The organism is Meridianimarinicoccus zhengii, from assembly GCF_003254465.1.
Taxonomy (GTDB): domain Bacteria; phylum Pseudomonadota; class Alphaproteobacteria; order Rhodobacterales; family Rhodobacteraceae; genus Meridianimarinicoccus; species Meridianimarinicoccus zhengii.
On the sequence record NZ_QDFI01000003.1, the window covers coordinates 1 to 25284 of the forward strand.

Sequence of the window (25284 nt, forward strand, 5' to 3'; positions counted from 1 at the left end):
ACGCCCCGCGCGCCGCAATCCGCACCAAGACCGCCGCAGCGTCCCGTGCTCGCCGACGCGGATTGCGCCGCGCACGCCCCGCGCGCCGCAATCCGCACCAAGACCGCCGCAGCGTCCCGTGCTCGCCGACGCGGCACCGGACGAGATCGTGGCCTTCGATCTCGCCCCGGACGACCTTTCCAGCCTGATCGCCGAAGGCTTCACGGCGCGCGAGACCGCCACGCTCGGGGGGCTCGGCGTCACCCTGCACCGGCTCGGGATCGCGCCCGGTCTCGATCTCGCCACGGCGCGGGCACGGGTGGCCGCCCTGCCCAGCGGCGCAGGCGCAGATTTCAACCATTTCTACCGGCCCGAGGCCGCGGACACCCCTGCGCCTTGCCGCGGCGACGGCTGCGTGGCGCTGCGGCAGGTGGACTGGCCGGCGCCCGCATCCTGCGCACCCGTTGCCCGCATCGGCATGATCGACACGGCGGTGAACGTGGACCACCCCGCGCTGGCCGCGACGCCCATCGCCACGCTGCGCACCGCCGCGGAAGACAGCCCCCCAGCGACTCCGGCCCACGGCACCGCCGTCGCGGCGCTTCTGGTGGGCGATCCCGCGACCGGGCTTGCGGGGCTGCTGCCGGGCACCGCGCTGATCGCCGTCGACGCGTTCCACCAGGCAGGCCGCGACGAACGCGCCGATGTGGTGGCGGTGCTGCGCGGCCTATCGGAACTGGCGGACGCGCGGGTCGACGTGGTCAATCTCAGCATCGCGGGGCCGCCCAACGCGCTTTTGGAGGACGCGGTGTCCCGGCTGGCCGGGCGCGGCATGGTGCTCGCGGCGGCGGTCGGCAATGACGGTCCGGGCGCGCCACCGGCCTATCCCGGCGCCTACGACCCGGTGATCGCGGTGACGGCGGTGGATGCCGACGCCCGCATCTATCGCCGGGCACAGCAGGGCGACCATGTCGATATCGCCGCGCCCGGCGTGGAGGTCTGGACCGCCGCCTCGATCAGCGGCCTGCGCCCCAAGACCGGCACCTCCTTCGCCGTGCCCTTCGTGACCGCCGCCCTGGCCCGGCTGAAGGCGGGCGCGCCCGACCTCGACGCGGACGACCTGCGCGCGCGGCTTGTCGAAACGGCGCGCGACCTCGGCACACCGGGGCGGGACCCCGTGTTCGGCCACGGGCTGCTGTCCGCCGCCGGGCATTGCGCACCGTCCCCGCAGGTCTGGACCGCGGGCGCGCCGGGCGACAGCCCGGCGCCGACCCCGCCCCCGGAAAATTCCACCCGGACGGAATAGACCGCCCTCGGGTCCGTTACCCTTGCATCGGCGCACCGCACACGGGCGCGCCGCCGATCAAGGAGATGGAGCAATGACCCGACTGACCCTTTGCCTGCTCGCCACCACCACGCTTTGCGCCCCGACGCTGGCGCTGGCGGATGACCCGGTGCGCAACTTCCTGTCCCGCGCGGCACAGGAGGTGCGCGACAGCATCGACACCGCCGAGGCACGCGGCTGGCGCAACGAAGCACGCGGCGACCGCGACGACCGGGATGATAATGACGACGATGACCGCGACGACGACGACGATGATGATGATGACGACGACCGTGGTGGCGACGACGACGATGACGGGGATGACGATGACGGGGATGACGACGACGATTGACGTCAGCGCCTGTTCAGTGACGAGTAATGGGCCGGGGAGTATTCCCCGGCCCGGTTTCGTTGCGCGCCGTTGCGCCCGCCATGCGGCGCGCCGTATACCCCGAGGATGACCGACACCCCATTCGACGCGGACATCGACACCTCGGGCCTGCTCTGCCCGCTTCCCGTGCTGCGCGCGCGCAAACGCCTGAACGCGATGGTGCCCGGGGCCGTCCTGCGCGTGCGGGCGACCGACCCGGCGGCCGTGGTGGACATGGCGCATTTCTGCGCCGAGGCCGGGCATGACCTTCTGTCGGCCACACCGGATGGCGATGGCCGGGTCTACCTGATCCGCCGGGGCTGACGCCGTTCAGACCCCGAAGGATGCATAGGGCAGGAAACGCACCGGGTCGCCGGGGCGGATACGGCAAGCGCCCTCGGGCAGATCGACCAGCCCCGTGGCCCAGGCCAGCCCGCTGATCCGGCCCGATCCTTCGCCCGCGAACACCTCTGCCGCACCGCCCGCGTTCAGCCGCGCGCGCAGAAACTCGCGCCGTCCCGCCGCCTTGTCGCGCGCGAAAGCGGCGGGGACAGCGAACCCCGCAGGCTCCGGCCAGCCCGACCCTGCCAGCATGGACAGCGCCGGGTGTCCGAAGACCAGCGCGCAGACCAAGGCGGCGACCGGGTTTCCCGGCAGGCCCAGCACTGGCACGTCGCGCCACGCGCCGAACAGGAAGGGTCGGCCCGGCTTCAGCGCGACCCGCCGGACCGACAGCCGCCCCCGCGCGCGCAGGATGGCGGCAAGGTGATCCTCGTCCCCCGCCGACGCCCCGCCCGATGTCAGGATCGCGTCGCAGCGCGCCGCACCGTCGTCGAGCCGCGCGGCGATTTCCGACGCATCGTCGGCCGCATGGCCGAGATCCACTGCCGCATGCCCCCAGCCCGCCACGAGCGACAGCAGCATGGGGCGGTTCGCATCCCAGACCGCGTGCGGGACGGCGGGGCGGTCCGGGTCCGGCACGACTTCGTCGCCCGTGGACAGCACGCCCACCCGCAGCCGCCGCCGCACCGGCACCGTGGCCACCCCCAGCGCGGTCAACAGTGCCAGGTCCGGTGCGCGCAGCTGGTGCCCTTCGGGCAGGGCGGGCGCACCCGCTGCCATGTCCTCCCCCGCCTGCCGGATGTTGGCACCGCGCGTCACCGGCCCGTCGAAGGCCACTTCTGCGCCATCGACCGCGACGTCCTCGTCCGGCAGGACCGTGTCCACGCCACCTGGCAGTAGGGCGCCGGTCAGCACCCGCAACGCGGCACCCTGCGGCACGATCTCGGCGAAGGGTCGCCCCGCCGCCGCGCGCCCCGCCACCAGCGGCAGGCGCTGCGCCCCCGCCCCGGTCGCGGCATGGCCGAAGCCGTAGCCATCGACCGCCGCGTTGTCCTGCGCGGGATGGGCGCGACGCGCGGTCACGGTCCGGGCAAGCACACGGCCCGTCGCCGCTTGGGTGGCGTAATCTTCCACCCCCGTCACGGGCCGCAGCGCCGTGCGCATGCGCCCGTGCGCCGCGTCGACCGGTATGGTCCCGTCATCCGCGTCGAGCGCCGGGACCGCGCCGCGCAACGTGGCCTCCGCGCCGACGCCGAGGATCCAGCCCTCGCGCGGCGCCTGCCCGTGGTGCTGGTCGAAGAGCAGCCCCAACCCGCCCGACCGCGACAGCCGCAGCAGCGCCGCCGCCAGCAACCGCACCTGTGCCGCGTCCCGCACGAGGGCAGGGTCACGCGCACATGCGGCAGCGACGGTATCGGCCAGCAGGGACGGATAGACCTCGGCCATCACGACCGGGGCGGTCGGCGGAGCGAATGGCCACACCGTCAACTGCGCGCCATGGGCCCGCCGCAGCCGGTGCAGCACCGGCAGGCCCACCAGCGCCTGCGCGCCCACCGACCCCGCCCCGGCCAGTTGCCAGACGGTCTTGGGCCTCGCACCTGCCGCCCGGGCCGCGGCTTCGGTCGTGCGATGGGCGGCCAGGCCGGGCGGCAGCGCTGGCTTTGTCCGGCTCAGGCCCGGCACCTCCGCCTTCGCGCCGTTTCCCCAGAACGGCCCCGCCCCCGGAAAGACCGCGTTGGCCATGGCCGCCACGTCGCGCAGGTTGTGGCGATTGTCAGCCCCGTCGGTGATCCGCGCCGCCAGCCAGTCCCAGACGGCGAGCGGATCGTCCGATCCGGTCAGCGCGCGCGCGAACCCGTCCGGGTAGCCCAGCGGGAAATCGACCCCGAGCAGCAGCCGCGCCCCGCCATCCACGCTGTCGCGCACCAGGTCGTGAAGCGCGGCTTCCGCCGCCGCGCGGGTCGGCAGGTTCCGCGCGGCGATGCCCGCCGCATCCGCGACCCCGAGCCAGATGGAATCCCTGCCCCGCGTCGGCACTCCCGCCGAGGACCAGTCAAGGACTGCCACCCGGTCGAAGGCCACGGCATCCCGCGCCATCACAGCAACGCCTCCGCCGCGCGCAGGTCATCGGGCGTGTTGACGTTGAAGAACGGGTCGCCGTCGAAAAGCGCCATCCGCGCCCCGTGCCCGTCGGCCCAGTCCGCCACCTTGCGCGTCCCGCCCGCCAGCGCGGCACGCAGATCGCCGCGCAGTGCCACGGGCCAGAGGCCGCAGGCCGGGTGCCGGACCAGCCCGTCCGCCATGGACCGGGTTGCAGACCCAGCCCCGGCCGTCGCCGCCAGCACGGGGGCCGTCCCGTCCGCCGCAGCCAGCAGCCGCGCCACCAGGTCCGCAGGCAGGAACGGCGTGTCGGCAGGCACCGTCACGACGCGCCCGGCCCCCAGCCTTGCCGCCCAGTCGAGCGCGGCCAGGATGCCCGCCAGCGGGCCGGGCCTGTCGGGCACGCTGTCCGGCAGCACGGGCAGCCCGCAGCCCGCGAAGCGCGCCGGATCGCCGTTGGCATTAAGCGCCAACGCCCCGACCTGCGGACCGAGCCGCGCGATCACCCGGTCCAGCAGCGTCGCCCCGCCCAGCCGCAGCAGCGCCTTATCGCCGCCGCCCATGCGCGTGGCCCGCCCGCCCGCAAGGATCACGCCCGGCGGCACGGCCATCTTCATGCCGCGCCGCCGGGCGGCGCGGGATGCACATGCAAGGACCGGCACGGATGATGCGACACGGAAGACCTCCAGACGATGCGGCCCTCCCCGGGGCCAACACGAACACCCGCCATCGTCCACCGCGCCGCCGCGCGGCGCAAGCCTTGTCCGCCGTGCACCGCCGCAGCGGCCATGCGACGGGCAATATCGGTCCACCCCGTTGACGCGGCGCCGTCCTTGGGGCACTTCTTCGGCCCGTCACATCCTTGACACTATCCGACATTCCGTCCGCCGCGCGGGCGCGTCCGGACCCGCGGGCTCCGGATAGCCGCTTTCGCGTGCCGACCTGCTTCCGGGGGCACCCGCATGTTCCGTTTCCTGTCCGAAAACCGCCGCTGGCTTGGCGCGGGTGTCCTGCTCACCTATGCCTCCGGCTTCGGGCAGACCTGGTTCATCGCGCTCTTCGCCGGGGCGATCCAGGCCGAACACGGGCTGAGCGCGGGGGACTGGGGCGGGCTCTATACCCTCGCCACCCTGTCCGCCGCGGCGCTCATGTTCTGGCGTGGCTCGCTGGCCGATACCGTACCGCTCTCAAGGCTCGCACCGCTGTCGGCGCTGGTCTTCGCCGCCGCGGCCCTGGGGATAGCGCTGACCCACAGCGTGGTGATCCTTGGCATCTGTCTGTTCGCGCTGCGCTTCTGCGGGCAGGGCATGTTCAGCCATATCGCCATGACCGCCATGGGGCGCTGGTTCGCGGCCACGCGCGGCCGAGCGGTGGCGATCAGCGGGCTGGGCCACCCGGCGGGCGAGATGACGCTGTCCATCCTCACCGTGCTGGCCATCGCATCCCTCGGCTGGCGCCCCACCTGGGCGCTGACAGCCGCCGTCATCGCCCTGGGCGTGGCGCCCGCCCTGTGGCTGCTGCTGCGCAACGACCGCGCACCGCAGGGCAGCGTCGAGGCGACCTCCAGCCCCGGCCTGCACGGCCACCACTGGACCCGCGCCGATGCGCTGCGCCATTGGCTGTTTCCCGCGCTCCTGCCGGTCCTGCTGACGCCGGGCTTCATCGGCACGGTGGTGTTCTTCCAGCAGGTGCACACGGCGCAGGTCAAGGGCTGGGCGCTGGTAGACATGGCGCCCGGCTACACCGCCTTCGCCACGACCACGGTGCTCGCCGCCTTCGCGGCGGGCTGGGCGGCGGACCGGTTCGGGCCGGCGCGGCTGCTGCCGGTCCTGCTGGTGCCCATGGGGATCGGCACCGCGCTGATCGGCCCCGCCGAAAGCGTCGCGGCCTGGTATGTCGCGCTTGGCGTGATCGGGGTGACGCAGGGCATGGCCAGTGCGCTCTGGGGGGCGTTGCTGCCCGCGATCTACGGCACCCGGAACCTCGGGTCGATCCGGTCGCTGGCCACCACGGTCATGGTGATCTCGACCGCCATCGGGCCGGGGCTCACGGGCGTGCTGATCGACGCGGGCATCGACTTCCCGGCGCAAAGCCTGTTTCTTGGCGCATGGTGCATCGGATTGTCGGCGCTGTGCTGGCTGATCGCGCGGCGCCTCGGCAGCGAACAGCGCGGCGTCACGGCATAGGGCCGGGCGCGCGCCTTGTCCCGCGGTCGAAGGTTCCGGGAAGCCGTTTCACCGAAGCCAGCCTGCACGCCGCCGAACCGACCGGGTGGACGCGTCGACCGACCCGCCCTGGATCGTCGGCGCATGGTCGTGACGCGCCATGCCGGCACCGTCAAGGGCGCGGCACGGATCCCACCCGCGCGGGACCGAACCGGCAGGCAAGCCCAAGGATGACTCCGCCTGTGACCGCGATCATGCCCGCAGCGCTCACCGCGTCCTGTCCGCCAAGCCACAGCGGGCCGTACCCCGCCAGCACGAAGCCAAGCACCGCTGACAGGACCGCGAAACCCACGGACCATGCGACCTGCACGCCCAGCCGGTCGGTCATAAGCCGCGCCGCGGCGGGCGGGCAGATGAACATGGCGATCACGAGGATCGAGCCCACCGCGTCGAACGCCGCGACCGCAGCGACCGCAGCGGCCCCCACAAGGCCAAGCCCCACGGCGCGCACGGGGATGCCCATGGCGCGCGCGAAGCCCTCGTCGAAGGTGGCGATGCGCAGCCAGCGCCAGAACACCGCCGTCAACGCGGCCAGCACGGCGCAGACCAGCGCCATGCGCGGCAGCTCCGGCGGCAGACTGTCCCATGCGGCGGGGTCGATGAGCGACCCCCAGCCGGTCGCCCGGAACCAGACGAGGGATTCGAGGCTGCCCATCAGCGCGTGTTCGACATCGAGATGCACCGACGACGTGTCGCTGCGTTCCAGCAGCAGGACACCGGCCGCGAAAAGCGTGGTGAACACGACGCCCATGGCCGCGCCCGGTTCGACCCGGCCCAGCCGCTGAACCGCCTCGATCAGGACAACAGCCACCAGCGCCGCGGCCCCTGCCCCCAGCAGCATCGGCCAGGCTGTCACGCTGCCGGTCAGCAGGAAAGCGACGACGATCCCCGGCAGGACCACGTGGCTGATCGCGTCGCCCACCAGCGCCTGCCGCCGCAGGATCAGGAAATTGCCTGGCAGCGCGCAGGCAATCGCCGCCAGCACGCCGATCAGGATCGGCGTCAGCGAGAACTGCACGAATTCCGCACCCATCACGCGCCCTCCACCGTCACGGTACCGCCCGCGGCGCCAGCCGCGCATCGATGGCGCGGAGCTGGTCGGGGGTGAACAGCCGTTCCACCGGCATCAAACCGTCATCGGCAGGCGGACCGGCGCGGAACATGTCGCGCGCGACGGCCCGGCGCTGTTCATCCCGCAAGAGCCGCGCCGCGGCACCGCGCCCCGCCTCGGTCGCCACGCCATCGGGCCGTGCGAATCCGGCGCGCACCATCAGCCGCAGGGTGTAGCGTTCGGCGATTGCATCGCCGCGGGCCAGCGCCAGCAGCCCCTGCCGCCGATGCACCTGCGCCTGGTAGCGGTGATGCCGCGCCGCCGCCGCCAGCACGCCGCGGGCGGGTGCGGCCAGCAGCGACACGGTGAACAGCCCCGCCGCCACCAGCACGATGATCGGCCCTGTTGGCAGGTCGGGGGCGGAGGCCGAAAGCGCCGCCCCGACATAACCCGACAGCGCGCCAAGCCCGCCCGCGATCCACACCAGCCGCCCGCTGCGGTCGGTCCAGAAGCGCGCCGTGACCGCAGGGATCACCAGAAGCGCCACGGTCAGCACCAGCCCCACGATCTTCAGCCCGATCACGGCGACGGCGGTGACGATGGCCATCACCGCCATGTCGATCCGCCCCACGTTCCAGCCCGTCGCGGCGGCGAAGCCCGGATCGAAGGCCACCAGCGTCATGGGCCGCCGCAGCGCCCAGACGGCGGCCACGACCAGCGCCCCGCCCACGGCGATGATGAGCGCGTCCTGGCGCAGCATCCCGGCGGTCGACCCCAGAAGAAACCCTTCCAGCCCCGCGGCACGCCCCTGTCCCATCGTCTGGATCACGGTCAGCAGCACGACGCCCAAGCCAAAGAACGACCCCAGCACCGCGCCGATGGCCGCATCCTCGGGCAGGCGCGTGGCCCGCGCGATCCAGCCCACGACCCAAAGCCCGACCAGCGCCGACAGCGCCGAACCGAGCAGCAGCCCCGGCAACCAGCGCCCGTCGCCGCCCATGGCCACCATGACCATGAACGCGAGCGCCACGCCCGGCAGCGTCGCATGGGCCATCGCGTCTGACACGAGCGCCCGGCCCCGCAACACGAGGAAACTGCCCCCCGATCCGGCCGCGAACCCCAGTGCCGCCGCCCCGAGCGTCACCAGCGCGGCATTGTAGCCCGCCCCCAGCGTCAGCGCCTGCCAGAAAGCGCCCACCGGATCAGCCCGCCAGACCCGCAAGATGCGTGGCCCCCAGCCGTCCGCCATAGGCCGCCTCCAGCGCCGCGGCGGTAAAGGCCCGCGCCACCGGCCCCTCGGCAATGGCGCGGGTGTTCATCAGGAAGACATGGTCGAAATAGTCCCGCACCGTGGCAAGATCGTGATGCACCGCCACCACCGCCCGGCCGTCATCGCGCAGGCCCCGCAGCACGTCGATGATCGCGCGTTCGGTCGCGGCGTCCACGCCCGCGAAGGGTTCGTCCAGCAGATACAGCTCCGCTTCCTGCGCCAGCGCACGGGCGAGGAACACGCGCTGCTGCTGCCCGCCCGACAACTGCCCGATCTGGCGATCCGCGAAATCTGCCATCCCCACCCGGTCAAGACACGCGACGGTGCGCGCCCGGTCCGCCCCGGTCAGCCGCCCGAAAAGCCCCAGCCGCCGATAGAACCCCATCTGCACCACGTCGCGCACGGTGGCGGGGAAATCCCAGTCCACGCTCGCGCGCTGGGGCACATAGGCGATGCGGTCGCGCGCGCGGTCCAGCGGCACGCCCGCCACCTGCACGGTGCCCGACAGGCGCGGGATCACCCCCAGCGCCGCCTTCAGCAGCGTGGACTTGCCCGCGCCGTTCGGCCCGATGATCGCCGACATGGCTGCGCTCGGGAAGCTCGCATCCACGGAAAACACCGCCGGGGCCGCGCCATAGGACACGGTCAGCCCCCGCACGGCCAGCGCCGCCCCGCGCGCCAGCGCGTCGTCGGCAGCGGCACCGCCGGGTTGGACCAGTGCCAGGTCCGGTGTTGCGGTCCGACCGCTCAATTCAACCGCTCCTGCATGCCGCGTGCGGGCACCTCGCCGCCAAGCGCGCGGGCGATGGTGCTGAAATTGTGATCGATCATGCCGACATACGTGCCCTCGTAACTGCCCTCCGGTCCCATCGCGTCCGAATACAGCTCGCCCCCGATGACGACTTCGTGCCCCCGCGCCGCGGCCCCTTCGACCAGCGCGCGGATGTTGCGGTCGGACACGGAGGTTTCCACGAAAACGGCCCCGATTCCGCGTTCCACGATCAGGTCCACCAGATCCGCGATGCGCCGCAGCCCCGCCTCGCTTTCCGTGGAGATCCCCTGGATGCCCAGCACCTCGAACCCGTAGGCGCGCCCGAAATAGGCGAAGGCGTCATGGGCGGTTACCAGGACGCGGCGATCCTCGGGCACCGAGCCGAGCACGGACCGCCCGTAAGCGTCGAGCGCCGCCACTTCCGCAAGATGGGCCTCCGCATTCGCGGCGAAGGCGTCGGCATGTTGCGGTGCCACCTCGGTGAGCGCGCCGCGCACCCGCTCCACCACCCCGGCCCAAAGCTGCGGGTCCATCCACACATGGGGGTCGGCACGGTCGGGGTAATCGGGGTTCACCAACAGCCGGTCGGCGGGCAGTTCCTCGGCCACCGCAACCACGGCGCGGTCGCGCGCGAGATCCAGAAGAAACGCCTCCATCTGCGCTTCCAGGTACAGCCCGTGCCACAGCACCAGATCGGCCTGCGCCAGCGCGACGATGTCGGTGCGGGTCTGGCGATAGGCATGCGGGTCCACCCCCGGCCCCATCAACGCACGCACATCCACGTGCACGCCGCCGACATGCCGCGCCGCATCGGCGATCATGCCGGTCGTGGCGACCACGCTCACCGGGCTATCCGCCCGCACGGGCGCCGCGCCCGGCAGCGTCGCCACCGCGCTCAGCGCGGCGAGTATGGACAGGAACAGGCGGCGGGTCGGCAGCATCGGGCGGGTCCTCGGCCAGGTGGAACGGATCGGCGCACGGGATCGCGCCCCGCACGCCCCGAGAAATGTGCGAACCATTCGCAACTGTCAAGCTGTTTGCGAATTATTCGCAATTTAACCCTCGCGCGGCAGGAACCCGATCCGCGCCACCGACAGGTCCGCCCGGAACGCCCGGCCAATGGCCACCAGCCCGATCCGCCGCAGGGTGGACAGGTCGAAGGGTGCGTCCAGCCGATGCGGGGTGAAATCGGAAAATGGCAGGTCGATCCGCGTCCATGTCGGCGGCGCGGCGAAGGCAGCACGGTAACTCTGCCAGGGCCGCGTGACATCGGCAGTGCGCAGGTGCAGGTTGTAGTCTTCCGCCTGCCCCAACACATCGAGCGTGATCCCAGCGAAGCCACGCGCGTCGATGGCGGCTCCGCCGGGGGCCAAGTCCAGCGCCGCCTGCACGAAGCCGCCATTGTTGTCGAGCCGCACATCACCGGTCAGCCGCAGCGCCGTGCGCCCGGCCACGGTCTCGCGGGACAGCCCGCCCCCGGACACCCCGCCCATGACCCGGTCGGACAGGAATTCCCAGTCGGTGCCGGTCGCGGCACTGGGATGGGGGCGGGTGAAATCGTCGATCACGTGGGCAGCCATGCCTGCTGCATAGCCCGGAATACGGGGGGCGGGCCACCGGGAATCCGCAACGGCGCGCCAAGGGGCACTGGCGCCCGGGGCTTGACCCGGGGCCTCCGGTCCGCGCCCCTCGCGCGCATCCCACGAGGTCCCGGGTCAAGCCCGGGACGTCAGGGGACCTGCGGCAGGGCAACCGCCTAGAAATCGACTTCGATGGCGACGCCCTTATCCACGGCAAGGTCCACCACCGACGCCGCGACTGCCAGATCCTGCAATCCCACGCCCGTCCCGTCGAACAGGGTCAGGTCGTCCGACCCGGTGCGCCCCGGTGCCGTGCCGTTGATGACGGCGCCGATCTCGGTGATGTCGCTGTCCGCGATCAGGCCCGCTGCCACCGCGTGCTGGCATTCGCCGATGCTGACCGACTGCGCGATCTCGTCGGTGAAGACCTTGGCACGGGCCACCAGTGCGGCCTCCACCTCCTGCTTGCCCTTGGTGTCCGTGCCCATGCAGGCGACATGCGTGCCGCCGGTCACATGGGCATCCAGCAGGATCGGCGCGTTCGACGACGTGATCGAGATGATGACGTCCGCCTCCGCCCCGATCCGCTCCAGCGACGCTTCCTCGAATGGCAGCCCCAGTTCGGCCGCCACATCGGCAAGCCGTGACAGCATTTCGGGGTGATAGTTCCAGGCGATCACCTTCTCGAAGGCGCGCTGCTCCACCGCCGCGCGCATCTGGAACGCCGACTGGTGGCCCGCGCCGATCATGCCGAGCACCTTGGCGCCTTCGGGCGCCAGATGCTTGATCGACACGGCGGACGCCGCAGCGGTGCGCAGCGCCGTCAGCAGGTTGCCGCCCACGACAGCCTTGCAGCGCCCGGTATCGGCATCGAACAGAAACACCGTGGACTGGTGGTTGGTCAGGCCCTTGTCCGCATTGCCCGGCCAGTAGCCGCCCGACTTGAGGCCGAGCGCAAGACTGTCGCGGTCGAAGCCCGACTTGAAACCGTAAAGCGCGTCGGCATGGCCGATCGCCTCGCGGATCACGGGGAAGTTGTAGGCACGGCGCGTCGCCATGGAGGCGAAGACCTTCTCCACGGCGTCGAAGGCCTGCGCGCGGGTCATCAGATCGGCAATCGCCGCTTCGGGCACGATGATCATGTCGGGTGTTCCTTGTCGGTTGCATGGAAAAGGGGCAGGCCGCGCCCGCCCCTTTCCGGCATCGTCTTGCGTGGGTCAGTAGGCCTTGCCGCGGGCGGAGACGGGCCAGACGACCTCCACCTTGTCGCCCCGGATGCCGACATACCAGTCGTGCACGTTGCAGGTCGGGTCGCAATGCCCCGGCACCAGCCGCAGCTTTTCATTGACCTTCAGAACGCCGTCCGGGTCCGCGATCACGCCATGCTCGTCGCTGCACTTGACGTATTTCACATCCGTGCGACCATAGATCACCGGCAAGCCGCTATCCACCGACTGCGCCTTGAGCCCCGCGTCGCAGATCGCCTTGTCGGGCTTGGCGTGGGACATGACGCTGGTCAGGATGAAGAGCGCGTTTTCCCATTCGCCCTGGTCGATGCGGTTGCCGTCCTTGTCGAGGATGCGGCCATAATCGGCATCCATGAAGGCATACGAGCCGCACTGCAGCTCGTTATACACGCCCGAGTTGCCCTCGAAGTAATAGCTGCCCGTGCCGCCGCCACCGACGATGTCGCAGTCCAGACCCTCGGCCTTCAGCGTGTCCACCGCGTCCTTGACCATCGCGATGGCGATGTCGGTCTTGGCCTTGCGCTCGTCATAGCTGTCGAGATGCTGCATCGCACCCTGGTAGGCCTGGATGCCGGCGAATTTCAGCCCCTCGGCGGCGTCGATCGCCTTGGCGAGTTCCACCACGGCGGGCGTCGTCGTCACGCCGCAGCGCCCTGCCCCGCAGTCGATCTCCACCAGGCACTCGATCTGCGTGCCGTGCTTGACCGCCGCTGCCGACAGGTCCGCCACATTCGCCAGATCGTCCACACAGCAGATCGCCCGCGCCCCCAGCTTCGGCAGCCGCGCCAGCCGGTCTATCTTTTCCGGCTGCGTCACCTGGTTGCTCACCAGCACGTCCTTGATGCCGCCGCGCGCGAAGACCTCCGCCTCCGACACCTTCTGGCAGCACACGCCGCAGGACCCGCCCAGCTTCTCCTGCAGCAGCGCCACGTCCACCGACTTGTGCATCTTCCCATGCACCCGGTGGCGCATGCCGTGGCTCTTGGCGAACTCGCCCATCTTGACGATGTTCCGCTCCAGCGCATCGAGATCGAGGATCAGACAGGGCGTCTGCACATCCTTCGCATCCATCCCCGGCAGTGCCGGGATGTCGTACCCAACCTCAAGACCGTCCAGTTTCACAGGCGCATTCATGGCCTTCTCCTTCTCACTTGATCCACGGCAGGCGGTCGAGATCGACATTCCCGCCCGTGATGATGACGCCGACACGCTTGCCGGCAAAGACTTCAGGGTTCTTCAGGATCACCGCCAGCGGCACGGCGCAGCTCGGCTCGATCACCTGCTTCAGCCGCTTCCAGCTCAGCTTCATCGCGTCGATGATCTCCTGCTCGCTCGCCGTCAGGATATCGGTGACGTAGTTGGACACGAAATGCCATGTCCGCTCCTTCAGCGGCACCTTCAACCCGTCCGCGATGGTCTCGGGTGCGTCGTCGGCGATGATGTGGCCCGCCTTGAAGGACCGATACGCGTCGTCCGCCTGTTCCGGCTCGGCAGCATAGATCTGCACATGAGGTGCCAGTTCCGACAGCGTCAGGCAGGTGCCCGAAATCATGCCCCCGCCCCCGATGGGCGCGATCACCGCGTCCAGATCCGCAACCTGTTCGATGAATTCCTTGGAACAGGTCCCCTGCCCCGCGATCACCCGCGGATCGTTGTAGGGATGCACGAAATCGGCCCCCGTCTTCGCCTGCACCTCGGCGAACACGGCTTCGCGCGACGTGGTGGACGGCTCGCATTCCGTGATCGTGCCGCCATAGGCGATCACCGTGTCCTTCTTCGCCTGCGGCGCCGTGCGCGGCATGACCACGTTGCACGGGATGCCCCGGCGCATGGCGGCGTAAGCCAGCGACAGCGCGTGGTTGCCCGACGAATGGGTCGCCACGCCGCGCGCCGCCGCCTCGTCGCTCAGCGAAAACACCGCGTTGCACGCCCCGCGCACCTTAAAGGCACCCGGCGGCTGCAGGTTCTCGCACTTGAAGAACAGCGTCGCGCCGGTCTGTTCGTCGAGGAACTGGTTGGTCAGAATCTCGGTGCGCCGGATATGGGGCGCGATCCGTTCATGCGCCGCCGCGACATCGTCGTAGGTGGGCAGGTCGAGCCCGTTCACGTCCTTCATCACGCGGCCTCCGCAGCCTGTTGCGCCGCCGTGGCGCGATACACTTCCTGTGCCGCGGCCACACCGCTGCCCAGCTTCACTGGCAGGCCGAGATCGGCCATGACCATCTCCGCCGTGGCGATCCCCGACAGGGCCATCACGTCGGTCAGACTGCCCAGATGCCCGATGCGGAACACCTTGCCCGCCACCTCGCCCAGCCCGACGCCGAAGGCCACGCCATAGCGGTCGGCGGCATGGGTCACGATGGTCGTCGCGTTGAACCCCTCGGGCGTTCGGATCGCGCTGACGCTGTCCGACTGCAACGCGGGCCGCGCGGCACAGAGCGGCATGTCCCACGCCGCCGCCGCCGCGCGCACCCCGTCCGCGATGCGGCGATGCCGGGCGAAGACGTTCTCCAACCCCTCGGCCAGCAGCATGTCGCACGCAAGCTTCAGCCCGTTCAGCAAACCCACGGGGGGCGTGTAGGGGAACGCGCTTGCGGCATACCCCTTTTCCATGTCGCGGATGTCGAAGAAGGTGCGCGGTAGTTTCGCCTGCTCCACCGCGGCACGCGCCTTGGGCGAGAACCCCACAATGGCCAGCCCCGCGGGCAGCATGAACCCCTTCTGGCTGCCGGTCACCGCCACATCGACCTTCCACTCATCCATGCGGAAATCCATAGACCCGATGGACGACACGCCATCCACCATGAGCAGCGCCGGGTGTCCTGTACTGTCCATCGCCGCGCGCACCGCCGCGATGTCCGACACCACGCCGGTCGCCGTCTCGTTATGGGTCGCCAGCACCGCGCGGATGGCATGGCCGGTGTCGGCCGTCAGGATCTCGGCGAAACGATCCGCCGGGATGCCCTCGCCCCACGGCACATCCACGACCTGCACGTCCAGCCCATGGCGCTGGCACATGTCGATCCAGCGGTGCGAGAACATGCCGTTACGCGCCACCAGCACCTTGTCGCCCGCCGACAGCGTATTGGTGATCGCCGTTTCCCAGCCGCCCGTGCCGGTGGACGGAAAGATATAGACCTCCGCATCGTCGGATTTCAGCACCTGCTTCACGCCGGCCCGCGCCGGGTGCAGGATGGTGCCGAACAGGGCCGAGCGATGATCGATCGTCGGCATGTCGCAGGCCTTGCGGATCGCCTCGGGTATGTTCGTGGGGCCGGGAATGAACACCGGGTTCTGAAAGCTCATGACCTTATCCTCCGTGGGTTGGCGCACCCTAGGCTGCGCGCATCCTGACTGCAATTTTTTTGAAATCGTTTTTCAGATTTGCCTTTGCATGGATTTTACGCGCCTTGTCAGCGCCTTGCGTTTTTCATAGGCTGAAAGCGTCTTTCATTAAGGCGATGCCATGGCCCGCGACCCCGCCCCCGACACCAGTCCAGAACGCCGCGCGCGGGGCCGCCCGCGCGACTGGGCCGACAAGAGCGCGCAGAACACCATCAAGTCGCTCGACCGCGCCATCGACGTTCTGGAACGGCTGGGCAATGCGGGGGGCGCGACCCTGTCCGCACTCGCCGCCGATCTCGGGCAATCGCCCGCCACGGTTTACCGCGTGCTCGTGACGCTGGAACGGCGGCGTCTGGTGGAATTCGACAGCGCCGCCCAGACATGGGCCATCGGCGCGGGCGCATTCCTGATCGGCGCGCGCTACCTGCGCCGCACGGCGCTGGTGGACCGGGCACGCCCCGTGTTGCGGGACTTGATGGAAGCGACGGGGGAGACCGCGAATCTCGGCGTCGAAACCGACGGGCAGATCCTGTTCGTCAGCCAGGTTGAAACCCATGCCTCGATTCGCGCCTTCTTCCCACCGGGAACGCTTTCGCCCATGCACGCGTCCGGCATCGGCAAGGCGCTTCTCGCGCAGATGGATGCAGGCCGCGTGGCGCGCGTGCTGGCGGCCCATCCACTGACGGCCTTTACGCCGCACACCCTAACCGATCCGCGCGCCCTGGCCGACGACCTGGCACAGGTCCGCGCCCGCGGCTGGGCGCTCGATGGCGAGGAACGGACCATGGGCATGACATGCGTCGCGGCGGCGGTGTTCGACCTGCACGGCGACCCCGTGGCGGGTTTGTCAGTTTCGGGTCCGACCGCGCGCGTCCTGGCCAGCGATCCTGCCCGTCTCGGGGCTGCGGTAGCCGATGCGGCTAGAAACCTGACGGCCGCCGTTGGCGGCAGCGCCTGAACGATTGCTGTCGCGCGGAGTCCTACAAGAATCCTACAGAAGTCATACGAGAGTCATACACTCCGACGCTGCGTGAGACAGGACCGCCTGCAACAAGGATCGGCGCCGCAGTGTCAACATGCACGGATTTCAATGTGCAAAACACGATGATTTCGCACCTCACCCGGACGGTGGACGCACAACGACCCTGTGCACATGCGGCGCCACCCGCCGAATCGCCCCCAGCAACCGGGCCCCGGCCTGGGTGTTCAGGTACTGCGCATGGAACGCGCTCGGCGCCTCCAACTCCAGCACACCGGACCCCAGCCCGACCCGCTTCACCGACGCTAACCAGTTGGCATAGAATGCAGAGTCTTCCAGTGACAACTGGCCGATGGCCCGGTCCCATTCCGTATCGCCCGCCGGTGCCGACGGGAACGCAACGACCTTCCGGTCCTCGGTGGCGGCCTCCGGGTGGCCCGCAAGCTCCGCCGCCCGCAGCACGAAATCCGGCCCGACATGCGCCCAGGCCCTTTCGGTGTCTCGCAGCACCTGCCCCCAGTCGATCCCATAGACCGTCACCCGCCCCCGCGCCGCGGGACGCTTTACTATCAACCAGTTGCAAGCCTTCAGCTTGGCAAGCTCCCGCTTCACCGTGCGCTCGTTGACCTGCCAGAGCCGCGCAAGTTCGACCCGGCCCATGGTCAGTTCGTCTCGCTGCCAATTGTACCGCGCCGTGATCGCCGTCATGAACCGCAGCACCAGCCGCTGTTCGAATTTCGTCCCCCCACACGCATGCACCCCAAGTGCCGTGAGCAGGTCATACTTGCGTGCGGCAGCCCCCTGCCCCGTTGGACGTTTGGCCAGCATCGGCCGCTCCTGCTCTGCCTCGTGGGGTCTTTGCCCCTGCGCCCGATCATTGCCGGACGCTTTTCTGATTGTGCGAGGATTTAACGTCCGAACAGCGCCCGAGTCAATGATTTGGCGTTTGGTCGGGGAAGCGATCCCCAATCGGAAAAGAAAATCCGGTTAAATAGGTAATGGGGGCCATGCAGGCTGTCCCCTCTTGGTATGCTGATGTCCCCCCAAATCGGTGCTCCGGTGCCATTTCGTCCCCGTAACTTGCGCCTAACGCAGCATCTGGTGTGGCTGGGGCGAGCCGCTAATGATTCGCGGACATCGTTCCATTTTCAAAGGCGTCATGGGAAAGCCACGTTTTGCTCGCTTTTCACGATATTCTCTTTTGCGTAATCTGTCCAATAAGCGTATTTCACGATCATCAGGGAAATAACGTCTAGAGAGGCAGGATGTACACCTATCGCGATCTGCAGGCGCTTCAGGCGCAATCACTGAAGTTGCAGGGCTGGATCCGGCGGCAGACCTATTCGCCGGAACTGGTCAAGACATTGCGCCGGTTCTCAAGCTGGGAGGTTTCCGAACTGATTTTCCAGGTCAATCAATCCACGTTCCGGGGTCGGCTGGCGGCCGATCCGTCGCTGCCCGCGGGCGAAGTTGAAGAAGACGGCCGCCAACGCTGGTTCTCGCTCGAAGAGATCAACGAACTGCGGCGGCGGATGAAGATCAATCGCAAGACCCTGATGCCGCCGCGCCCGCAGGGCAAGCGCGCGATCCGCGCGGCCATCGCCAATTTCAAGGGCGGCGCGGGCAAGTCCACTGTCGCGCTGCACTTCGCCCATGCGGCGGCTCTCGATGGCTACCGGGTGCTGTGCATCGATTTCGACCCGCAGGCCACGCTGAGCCATTCGATGGGCCTGAGCGACGTGAGCGAGGATCACACAGTCTGGGGTATCATGGCCCGCGATCTGATCCGGGAAACCGACCGGATGAACGCCGCCGTCACCGGGGCGGCCAGCGGCGCCGCCCTGCCCCAGCGCAAGCTGCCCGCCTCCGTGCGCGATATCGGGCTGGAGGATTTGCGGGTGGCCGATTTCATCCAATCCACAAGCTGGCCGACCATCGACATCATTCCGTCCTGTGCCAACGCAGCCTTCGTCGAGTTCGCCTCGGCCCAGTATCGGCACCTGAATCCCGACTGGTCCTTCTTCGCAGCCGTGGCGCGCTATCTCGATGCCGTGCCGGACGACAGCTATGACCTGATCATCTTCGACTGCCCGCCAGCCATCGGGTACCAGTCCATGAACGCCGTGTTTGCGGCAGACGTGCTCTATGTCCCGTCGGGCCCTGGCTACTGGGAGTACGACAGCACCACGAGCTTCATCGGTCAGTTGAGCGAGGCGCTGGAGGATCTCGATGCCGGGTTCAGCGACGTGCCGTTCCCCGCGGGGAACGCGGGCTCACCCAAGGCATTCCTCGATGTGCGGTTCCTGCTGACTCGCTTCGAGCCGGGCAACGAACTGCACCGTGCCATGTATGACGCGTTCGGCAAGGTCTTCGGCGACCGGCTGGCCGAGCACCCGATCGAGCTGACGCGGGCGGTCGAGCAATCGGGCCGCTTCCTGAGCTCGGTGTACGAGATCGATTATCGCAACATGACGCGCGAGACATGGCGGCGCGCGCGGGCCACGTTCGATCGGGCCTATGGCGAGTTTCGCGGAACGCTGATCGCGGCCTGGGAACGGATGGAGGACTGATATGACCCGCAAGCGACGGATGTTCGATATCGAAATGCCCGAAGACCCCGCGCCGGTCGAACCCGCTCGGCCGGGTGATGCGCGCCGCGGACCCATGGCGAGCGCGGTGCGCGAGAATGCGGATTCGCTCCGCCAGCGGGCGGAGGTCGAGCAGCGCATTCGCGCAGAAAACGATGCATTGGCCCATGAATACGTGAAGGCGCAGGGGCAGGGCCTCGTGATGCAGCGCGTCCCGCTGGATGCCGTGCGCACCGGCAAGCTGACGCGCGACCGGCGCGATCTCGATCCCGGCGACCTTCAGGAGCTTTGCGACAGCATCACGGCGATCGGCCTGTCCAACCCCATTCGTGTGGAGCGGGGTGAAGACGGGTTCGAGTTGGTGCAGGGGCTGCGGCGCCTGTCCGCATTCCGCCATCTCGACGCGGTTCAACCTGAAAGCGGCTATGACGCCATTCCTGCCGTGGTGATGGAGCCGGGCGAGACGCTCGACATGCTCTATCGCAGGATGGTTGACGAGAACCTCATTCGCGCCGACGTGAGTTTTGCCGAGATGGCGCAACTGGCCGAAGCGTATGCCGCCGATCCCGATACGGCCGCTGCGGATTCCGACGCTGCGGTGGACATCCTGTTCGGGTCCGCGGGCAAGCAGAAGCGAAGCTACATTCGCGGTTTTGCGCGCCTGTTGTCCATGGTGGGTGACAACCTGCGCCATGCCCAGGCGCTGCCCCGTGCGCTTGGCCTCGCGTTGCGCAAAGAACTGGATGCCGATCCGGCCGCGCTCTCGCGGCTGCGCGCGCAACTTGCCGCGCACCCGGACCGGGATGCCGAGGCCGAGTTGCAGATCCTGCGGGTCTTCTGCGGCTTCGACGCGCCGCAGGGGTTCCCCGCGGGGAACGGCAAGCCGAAGCCCGCCAAGGCACCGCGGCCCGCCCGCACGACCTTTCAGGTCGAAAGCCGTTCCGGAGCCGTCAAATGCACGGCATCGCAAGGCCGGCTTGAACTGCGGGGGGACAAGGATTTTTCCGCTTTGGACCGGAAGCGGCTTGAAGATGCCGTCGCGCGGTTCCTCGATGGTCTCGAATGATGATATAAAACAGTGCCTTAGCGCCGTGCGTCGATCAGGTCTTGCAAGGCGCTTCCGAGGTCCAGCCGGATGATCTCGGTCGGTGTTGCGGTCGCCGGGTCGCGCGCGTCCTGCGACGGCAGGTTGTTGTCATTGGCCACGAGGATGTCGCCGTCATCCCACATCATCACGGATTCCACCGTGACGAACGGGAACGCGAAGGCCGCATTTGGGCCCGGCACGCCCCGCCGCGCCAACCGTTCGGGATCGGAGATCGCCATGAGATTGACCACGCCGACCCGCTCCATGGCGCCCGTGTCCCGCGGCGGGGCGGTGTCGACCAGTACAACGCGCTTCACCCGCGCCGGGCTGCGGTGGCAGGGCGGCGACTTGCCCGCGTCGCAGGCGGCGGACGCCAGCCCGTTACCGTTGTCGCGCTCGATCACCAGCGCCAAACGGGCGTCGATAAAGGTGAAGTCGCCAACCGCAATGGCACCCTGTCCCAGTTGAAAGGTCATGCGGTCGCCCGTCCAGTCGCCTGAAACCGGATCGAACGCCAGCGCCAGAACATCCGATCCCGGTGTATCGTCAGGCCGGGGGAGGGGGCTTTCCAGCATCGCCCAGAGCATCCCGGTGTCCGGCTGCAGCGCGAGGCCCTCGAACCCCTTGCTGCGGCCGACCTGCCAGTCACGTCCCTTCACGGACAGCGCATCGACCTGCGGATGGTCCGGGCTGCGCAGCGGGGCGCCGTCCAGCATCACGGGATAGACCGCCTCGATCCGCCCGGCCATGTCGGCCCGCACGAGCCACGGCCCGAACTCGTCTCCGAACCAGATCGAGCCGTCCACGATCTGCACGCTTTCGGGATCGAAATCCGCGCCTGTGAGATAGCGCGCCTCCGTCCCTTCATGGGCGATGCGGAACGGCACGCGAAAATCGGGGTCGGACAGGAAAACGGTTTCCCTAACGTCAACCTGGCCCGACCCGAAACGGGGAAGGATGCGATGAACCGCCAGCAACACGTCTGGACTCGTGGCCTTGCGCCCGAACCCGTTGTCCGAAATGGCAAGGATCGATCCATCCTCCGCACGAGTCGCGGCGAAGCCCGACAGGCCCTGCACCGGTTGCCCGGCAAAGGGCGGGCGCAGGCCGCCGAAGCCCGGCAATGTCCCCGGCTCCATGTGTCGCCCCGCACCGCGGAACTTCCCGATGACGGCGGCATCGCGCGGCGCGTCCGTTGGCGGCGGCACAAGCACCAGCGCCGGAAGCACCGCGTGACCTGCCAGCCGCGCAGGCATGTCGGGCGCATCAGACAGCGCCGCGGCGGCAAGCCAGCTAAGGGCGCAGGCAAGGGGCAGGGTGCGCATGGCGGGACCTCCGATAAAACGACCTCCGCCCCACAGCCTGCCCCGAAAACATGACAGAACCTTGCAGGGGCGCAGAATGATTGACGTGCCTCAAACCCAGGGCCTAACCTTCGTTATCACGGGGGAGGGGACATGGGCAGACCCACGGTGCATGACATTGCGCGCACGGCGGGGGTCAGTCTCGCGACGGTGGACCGTGTCCTGAACGCCCGCCCCGGCGTGCGGGCGCAGACCGTCGCGAGGGTCGAGGCCGCGATCCGCGATATCGGCTATGTCCGCGATATCGGCGCGGCCAATCTTGCACGGCGCAGGCTCTACCGGTTCCTGTTCCTGCTGCCTGACGGCGACAGCCGCTTCGTGGACGGTATCGCCGCGGATCTCGACGAGGCACGGCGCATCTTCGTTGGCGACCGTGTGCAGATCGCCGTGCAGCGGGTGCCGGTCCGCGATCCGCACGCGTTGGCCGCCGCCCTGGCCGCGCTTGATCCCGGCGACCTCGCCGGTCTGGCCGTGATGGCCCCCCAAAGCCCCGAGCTGCGCGACGCCGCCGCACGCCTGCGCCGTGCGGGCCTGCCCGTCGTGGCGCTCGTGTCCGACCAGCCCGCCGAAGTACGCGATCATTTCGTGGGCATCGACAACGATGCGGCGGGCCGGACGGCGGCCCGATTGATGGGCAGGTTCCTTGGCCATGACACCGGGCCCGTGCTTCTGGTGACAAGCTCGATCCGCGCGCGCGACAGTCTCGAACGCCGGTTCGGATTCGACAGCCTGCGCGCTGCCGATTTTCCCGCGCTGGAGGTGCTCCCGACGCTGGAGGCTCATGACGACCCCGCGCGCATGGTCCGCATCATCGACACCGCCTTTGCCGCGCGCCCTGACATCGCCGGTGTCTATTCCCTGTCCTCGGGCAACGGCGCCCTGCTAGGGGCGCTGGCGCGGCATCCGGGGCGGCGCGTCGTCATCGCCCATGAACTGACGCCGCTGACCCGCGGGGCGCTGCTGGACGGCCGGCTCGACGCCGTCATCACGCAGGACACCGGGCATCTCGTGCGCAGCGCCATCCGCGTGCTGCAGGCCCGCTGCGACGGGCGCGACATCGTCGCGTCGCAGGAACGCATCCGCATCGAAATCATCCTGCGCGAAAACCTGCCGTGAAGGGCGGGGCGCGCATCACCTCAAGGGAGGACACCATGAAGACCATCCAGGGCCCGGCGCTGTTCCTGGCGCAATTCGCGGGCGATGCCGCCCCGTTCAATTCATGGCCCGCGATCACCGCATGGGCCGCGGAATGCGGCTACAAGGGCGTGCAGGTGCCCAGTTGGGATGCGCGGCTGTTCGATCTCGACACCGCCGCGCAGTCCCGCGACTATTGCGACACGTTTCTGGGGCAGGCGGCGGAACACGGGATCACCGTCACCGAACTCAGCACCCATCTGCAGGGGCAGCTTGTCGCCGTCCATCCCGCCTATGACGTGGCCTTCGAAGGGATCGCCGCGCCGTCCGTGCATGGCGACCCCAAGGCCCGGCAGGCATGGGCCGTGGATCAGGTGAAGAAGGCATTGAGCGCGTCGCGGAACCTTGGCCTCACGGCCATGGCCAGCTTCTCGGGCGCGCTGACATGGCCTTACGTCTACCCGTGGCCGCAGCGCCCGGCGGGGCTGGTGGATCTCGCCTTCGACGAGCTCGCCCGGCGCTGGAAGCCGATCCTCGACCATGCCGAGGATTGCGGCGTGGACATCTGCTATGAAATCCACCCCGGCGAAGACCTGCACGATGGCATCAGCTTCGAGATGTTCCTCGACCGCGTGAACGCCCATCCCCGCGCGCGGATGCTCTACGATCCCAGCCACTACGTGCTGCAGGCGATGGACTACCTCGACAATATCGACATCTACCACGACCGGATCGGCATGTTCCACGTCAAGGATGCCGAACTGAAACCAACCGGGCGGCAGGGTGTCTATGGCGGTTACCAGTCATGGGTGAGCCGGGCAGGGCGCTTCCGCAGCCCCGGCGACGGGCAGGTGGATTTCGGCGCGGTGTTCTCTAAACTCACGCAATACGGCTTCGACGGCTGGGCCGTGGTGGAATGGGAATGCTGCCTGAAACACCCCGAGGACGGCGCGCGCGAAGGGGCCGCCTTCGTGCGCGACCATATCATCCGCGTGACGGAGAAAGCCTTCGACGACTTCGCGGGGGCAGGGACCGACGACGCGGCCAACCGGAAGATGCTCGGGCTGTAAAGCATGGCGCGCAAACGTGGGTTCCGGGTTTGCCCCTCTCGAACATGCGATGTTTGAAAGGTCAGAGCGCGTCGCGTGAATTCGAATGAACGCGCCACGCTCTGCCGCGCAAAAGCGTCACATTCTGCGCATGGCGAAAGGGCAGGGGTTCACACGTCCAGCGTGTGCACCCGCTCCCATTCCGTGAAATGCGCTGTGTAGGACAGCCACTCCGCGTGCTTGATCTTCAGGAAGGCGCCTGTGAACTCCGCCCCCATCGCGTCACAGAACCCCGTGTCGCCCTCCAGAGCGCGCAGCGCATCGAGCAGGTTGAGCGGCAGCCGAGCCGCGTCCGTCACCGTGTGACCCTCGGCATACATGTCGATGTCGCGCCGCGGTCCCGGGTCGGCCTCTGTCGCCAGCCCGTCGAGCCCCGCCGCGATGATCGCCGCTTGCAACAGGTACGGGTTCGCCGCCCCGTCGGGCAGGCGCAGCTCGAACCGCCCCGGCCCCGGCACCCGCACCATGTGGGTCCGGTTGTTGCCGGTCCATGTCACCGTGTTGGGTGCCCATGTCGCCCCCGACAGCGTGCGCGGCGCGTTGATCCGCTTGTAACTGTTCACCGTAGGGTTGGTGATCGCGCACATCGCCTGCGCATGGGCCATGATCCCGCCCAGGAAATGACGCCCCCGCGCCGACAGGCCCAACTCCGCCGCCGGGTCGGCAAAGGCGTTCACGGCGCCGTCCGTATCCCAGACCGACACATGGGCGTGGCAGCCGTTGCCGGTCAGAGACGGGATGGGTTTCGGCATGAAGCTCGCCCGCAGCCCGTGCTTTTCGGCCACCGACTTCACCATGAACTTGAAGAAACTGTGCCTGTCCGCCGTCACCAGCGCATCGGCGAAATCCCAGTTCATCTCGAACTGGCCGTTCGCGTCCTCGTGGTCGTTCTGGTAGGGGCCCCAGCCCAGTTCCAGCATGTGGTCGCAGATGTCGGCGATCACGTCATAGCGGCGCATCACCGCCTGCTGGTCGTAGCACGGCTTTTCCGCCACGTCCTGCGGGTCGGAAATGGCCCGCCCGTCGGGCTGCAGCAGGAAGAACTCCGCCTCGATCCCGGTCTTGACCCGCAGCCCCAGCGCCGCGGCCTTGGCCACTTGCTTGCGCAGCACATTGCGCGGGGCCTGCGCGACCTCAGTGTCTTCCATCACCGGGTTAGCGGGCACCCACGCCACATCCGGTTTCCACGGCAGTTGCACCACCCCGTCCGGGTCCGGCACCGCCAGCATGTCGGGATGCGCCGGCGTCATGTCGAGCCACGTGGCGAAGCCCGCGAACCCCGCGCCATCGGTCTGCATGTCCGCGATCGCCTGCGCCGGGACCAGCTTGGCGCGCTGCCCGCCCGCAAGGTCCGTGAAGGAGATCATGAAGTACCGGATGCCCTTTTCCCGGGCGAAGGCTGCAAGGTCACGTGTCAT

General features: G+C 69.0%; 23 protein-coding genes. 9 read left to right on the forward strand and 14 right to left on the reverse strand.

The window, feature by feature from the left end; translation table 11 throughout:
* The 3 genes from DDE13_RS01375 to DDE13_RS01385 all read left to right on the forward strand — a co-directional run.
* On the forward strand, positions 1-1285 hold a 1285-nt coding region (locus tag DDE13_RS01375), incomplete at its 5' end, for a S8 family serine peptidase (RefSeq protein ID WP_222626003.1).
* A 73-nt stretch (positions 1286-1358) separates the two neighbouring features.
* A complete protein-coding gene (locus DDE13_RS23155) occupies positions 1359-1655 on the forward strand; it encodes a hypothetical protein (RefSeq protein WP_222626004.1) in 297 nt (98 codons plus the stop codon).
* A gap of 105 nt (positions 1656-1760) precedes the next feature.
* Positions 1761-1997 (forward strand): sulfurtransferase TusA family protein, encoded by a 237-nt coding sequence (locus DDE13_RS01385; RefSeq protein ID WP_111400963.1) that lies wholly within the window; start codon positions 1761-1763, stop codon positions 1995-1997.
* A gap of 6 nt (positions 1998-2003) precedes the next feature.
* Here DDE13_RS01385 and DDE13_RS01390 read toward each other — a convergent pair whose 3' ends face one another.
* Positions 2004-4112, reverse strand: coding sequence for a molybdopterin-binding protein (locus tag DDE13_RS01390; protein WP_111400964.1), 2109 nt, complete (start codon positions 4110-4112; stop codon positions 2004-2006).
* Entirely contained in the window at positions 4112-4726 is a 615-nt protein-coding gene (gene mobA, locus DDE13_RS01395) for a molybdenum cofactor guanylyltransferase MobA (RefSeq protein ID WP_111400965.1), read from the reverse strand. The genes DDE13_RS01390 and mobA overlap by 1 nt, the downstream gene beginning before the upstream one ends.
* 351 nt (positions 4727-5077) lie before the next feature.
* On the opposite strand from mobA, the gene DDE13_RS01400 reads away from it, so the two are divergent.
* Entirely contained in the window at positions 5078-6301 is a 1224-nt protein-coding gene (locus tag DDE13_RS01400) for an MFS transporter (protein ID WP_111400966.1), read from the forward strand.
* Positions 6302-6452: 151 nt separating this feature from the next.
* Here the strand turns inward: DDE13_RS01400 and DDE13_RS01405 are convergent, their stop codons facing one another.
* The 9 genes from DDE13_RS01405 to bhcA form a co-directional block, all read right to left on the reverse strand.
* Complete coding sequence (locus DDE13_RS01405) at positions 6453-7373, reverse strand: metal ABC transporter permease (protein ID WP_111401049.1); 921 nt, start codon at positions 7371-7373, stop codon at positions 6453-6455.
* A gap of 16 nt (positions 7374-7389) precedes the next feature.
* Positions 7390-8640 carry a metal ABC transporter permease gene (locus DDE13_RS01410; protein WP_111400967.1) on the reverse strand — a complete coding sequence of 417 codons (1251 nt, stop codon included), beginning with the start codon at positions 8638-8640 and terminating at the stop codon, positions 7390-7392.
* Entirely contained in the window at positions 8594-9379 is a 786-nt protein-coding gene (locus DDE13_RS01415; protein ID WP_235868548.1) for a metal ABC transporter ATP-binding protein, read from the reverse strand. Before DDE13_RS01415 ends, DDE13_RS01410 begins: the two co-directional genes overlap by 47 nt.
* 29 nt (positions 9380-9408) lie before the next feature.
* A complete protein-coding gene (locus DDE13_RS01420) occupies positions 9409-10374 on the reverse strand; it encodes a metal ABC transporter solute-binding protein, Zn/Mn family (RefSeq protein WP_111400968.1) in 966 nt (321 codons plus the stop codon).
* A gap of 114 nt (positions 10375-10488) precedes the next feature.
* Positions 10489-11013, reverse strand: a complete 525-nt coding sequence (locus DDE13_RS01425) for a CIA30 family protein (protein WP_111400969.1) — start codon at positions 11011-11013, stop codon at positions 10489-10491.
* Positions 11014-11189: 176 nt separating this feature from the next.
* Positions 11190-12155 carry an iminosuccinate reductase BhcD gene (bhcD, locus tag DDE13_RS01430; protein WP_111400970.1) on the reverse strand — a complete coding sequence of 322 codons (966 nt, stop codon included), beginning with the start codon at positions 12153-12155 and terminating at the stop codon, positions 11190-11192.
* 75 nt (positions 12156-12230) lie between these two features.
* A complete protein-coding gene (gene bhcC, locus DDE13_RS01435) occupies positions 12231-13394 on the reverse strand; it encodes a 3-hydroxy-D-aspartate aldolase BhcC (RefSeq protein ID WP_111400971.1) in 1164 nt (387 codons plus the stop codon).
* 13 nt (positions 13395-13407) lie between these two features.
* Entirely contained in the window at positions 13408-14376 is a 969-nt protein-coding gene (gene bhcB, locus DDE13_RS01440; protein WP_111400972.1) for a beta-hydroxyaspartate dehydratase BhcB, read from the reverse strand.
* Entirely contained in the window at positions 14376-15566 is a 1191-nt protein-coding gene (gene bhcA / locus DDE13_RS01445; protein ID WP_111400973.1) for an L-aspartate--glyoxylate aminotransferase BhcA, read from the reverse strand. Before bhcA ends, bhcB begins: the two co-directional genes overlap by 1 nt.
* A 160-nt stretch (positions 15567-15726) precedes the next feature.
* Here bhcA and bhcR point away from each other — a divergent pair, with 160 nt between their 5' ends.
* Entirely contained in the window at positions 15727-16563 is an 837-nt protein-coding gene (gene bhcR, locus DDE13_RS01450) for an HTH-type transcriptional regulator BhcR (protein WP_111400974.1), read from the forward strand.
* 159 nt (positions 16564-16722) lie between these two features.
* Here the strand turns inward: bhcR and DDE13_RS01455 are convergent, their stop codons facing one another.
* The gene (locus DDE13_RS01455) at positions 16723-17412 is read right to left on the reverse strand and encodes a hypothetical protein (protein ID WP_111400975.1); all 690 of its coding nucleotides are present in this window, start codon (positions 17410-17412) and stop codon (positions 16723-16725) included.
* Between the two features lie 437 nt (positions 17413-17849).
* On the opposite strand from DDE13_RS01455, the gene DDE13_RS01460 reads away from it, so the two are divergent.
* Positions 17850-19154 carry an AAA family ATPase gene (locus DDE13_RS01460; RefSeq protein ID WP_111400976.1) on the forward strand — a complete coding sequence of 435 codons (1305 nt, stop codon included), beginning with the start codon at positions 17850-17852 and terminating at the stop codon, positions 19152-19154.
* A gap of 1 nt (position 19155) precedes the next feature.
* Positions 19156-20238: a ParB/RepB/Spo0J family partition protein gene (locus DDE13_RS01465; protein ID WP_111400977.1), complete on the forward strand. Its 1083-nt coding sequence runs from the start codon at positions 19156-19158 to the stop codon at positions 20236-20238.
* Positions 20239-20255: 17 nt separating this feature from the next.
* On the opposite strand, the gene DDE13_RS01470 is transcribed toward DDE13_RS01465, so the two are convergent.
* A complete protein-coding gene (locus DDE13_RS01470; RefSeq protein WP_111400978.1) occupies positions 20256-21584 on the reverse strand; it encodes an esterase-like activity of phytase family protein in 1329 nt (442 codons plus the stop codon).
* A 132-nt stretch (positions 21585-21716) separates the two neighbouring features.
* On the opposite strand from DDE13_RS01470, the gene DDE13_RS01475 reads away from it, so the two are divergent.
* Both DDE13_RS01475 and DDE13_RS01480 read left to right on the forward strand, forming a co-directional pair.
* Positions 21717-22739, forward strand: a complete 1023-nt coding sequence (locus DDE13_RS01475; protein ID WP_111400979.1) for a LacI family DNA-binding transcriptional regulator — start codon at positions 21717-21719, stop codon at positions 22737-22739.
* Between the two features lie 35 nt (positions 22740-22774).
* Entirely contained in the window at positions 22775-23827 is a 1053-nt protein-coding gene (locus DDE13_RS01480) for a sugar phosphate isomerase/epimerase family protein (protein ID WP_111400980.1), read from the forward strand.
* A 149-nt stretch (positions 23828-23976) separates the two neighbouring features.
* Here the strand turns inward: DDE13_RS01480 and glnT are convergent, their stop codons facing one another.
* On the reverse strand, positions 23977-25284 hold the full coding sequence (gene glnT / locus DDE13_RS01485) for a type III glutamate--ammonia ligase (protein ID WP_111400981.1): 1308 nt from the start codon (positions 25282-25284) through the stop codon (positions 23977-23979).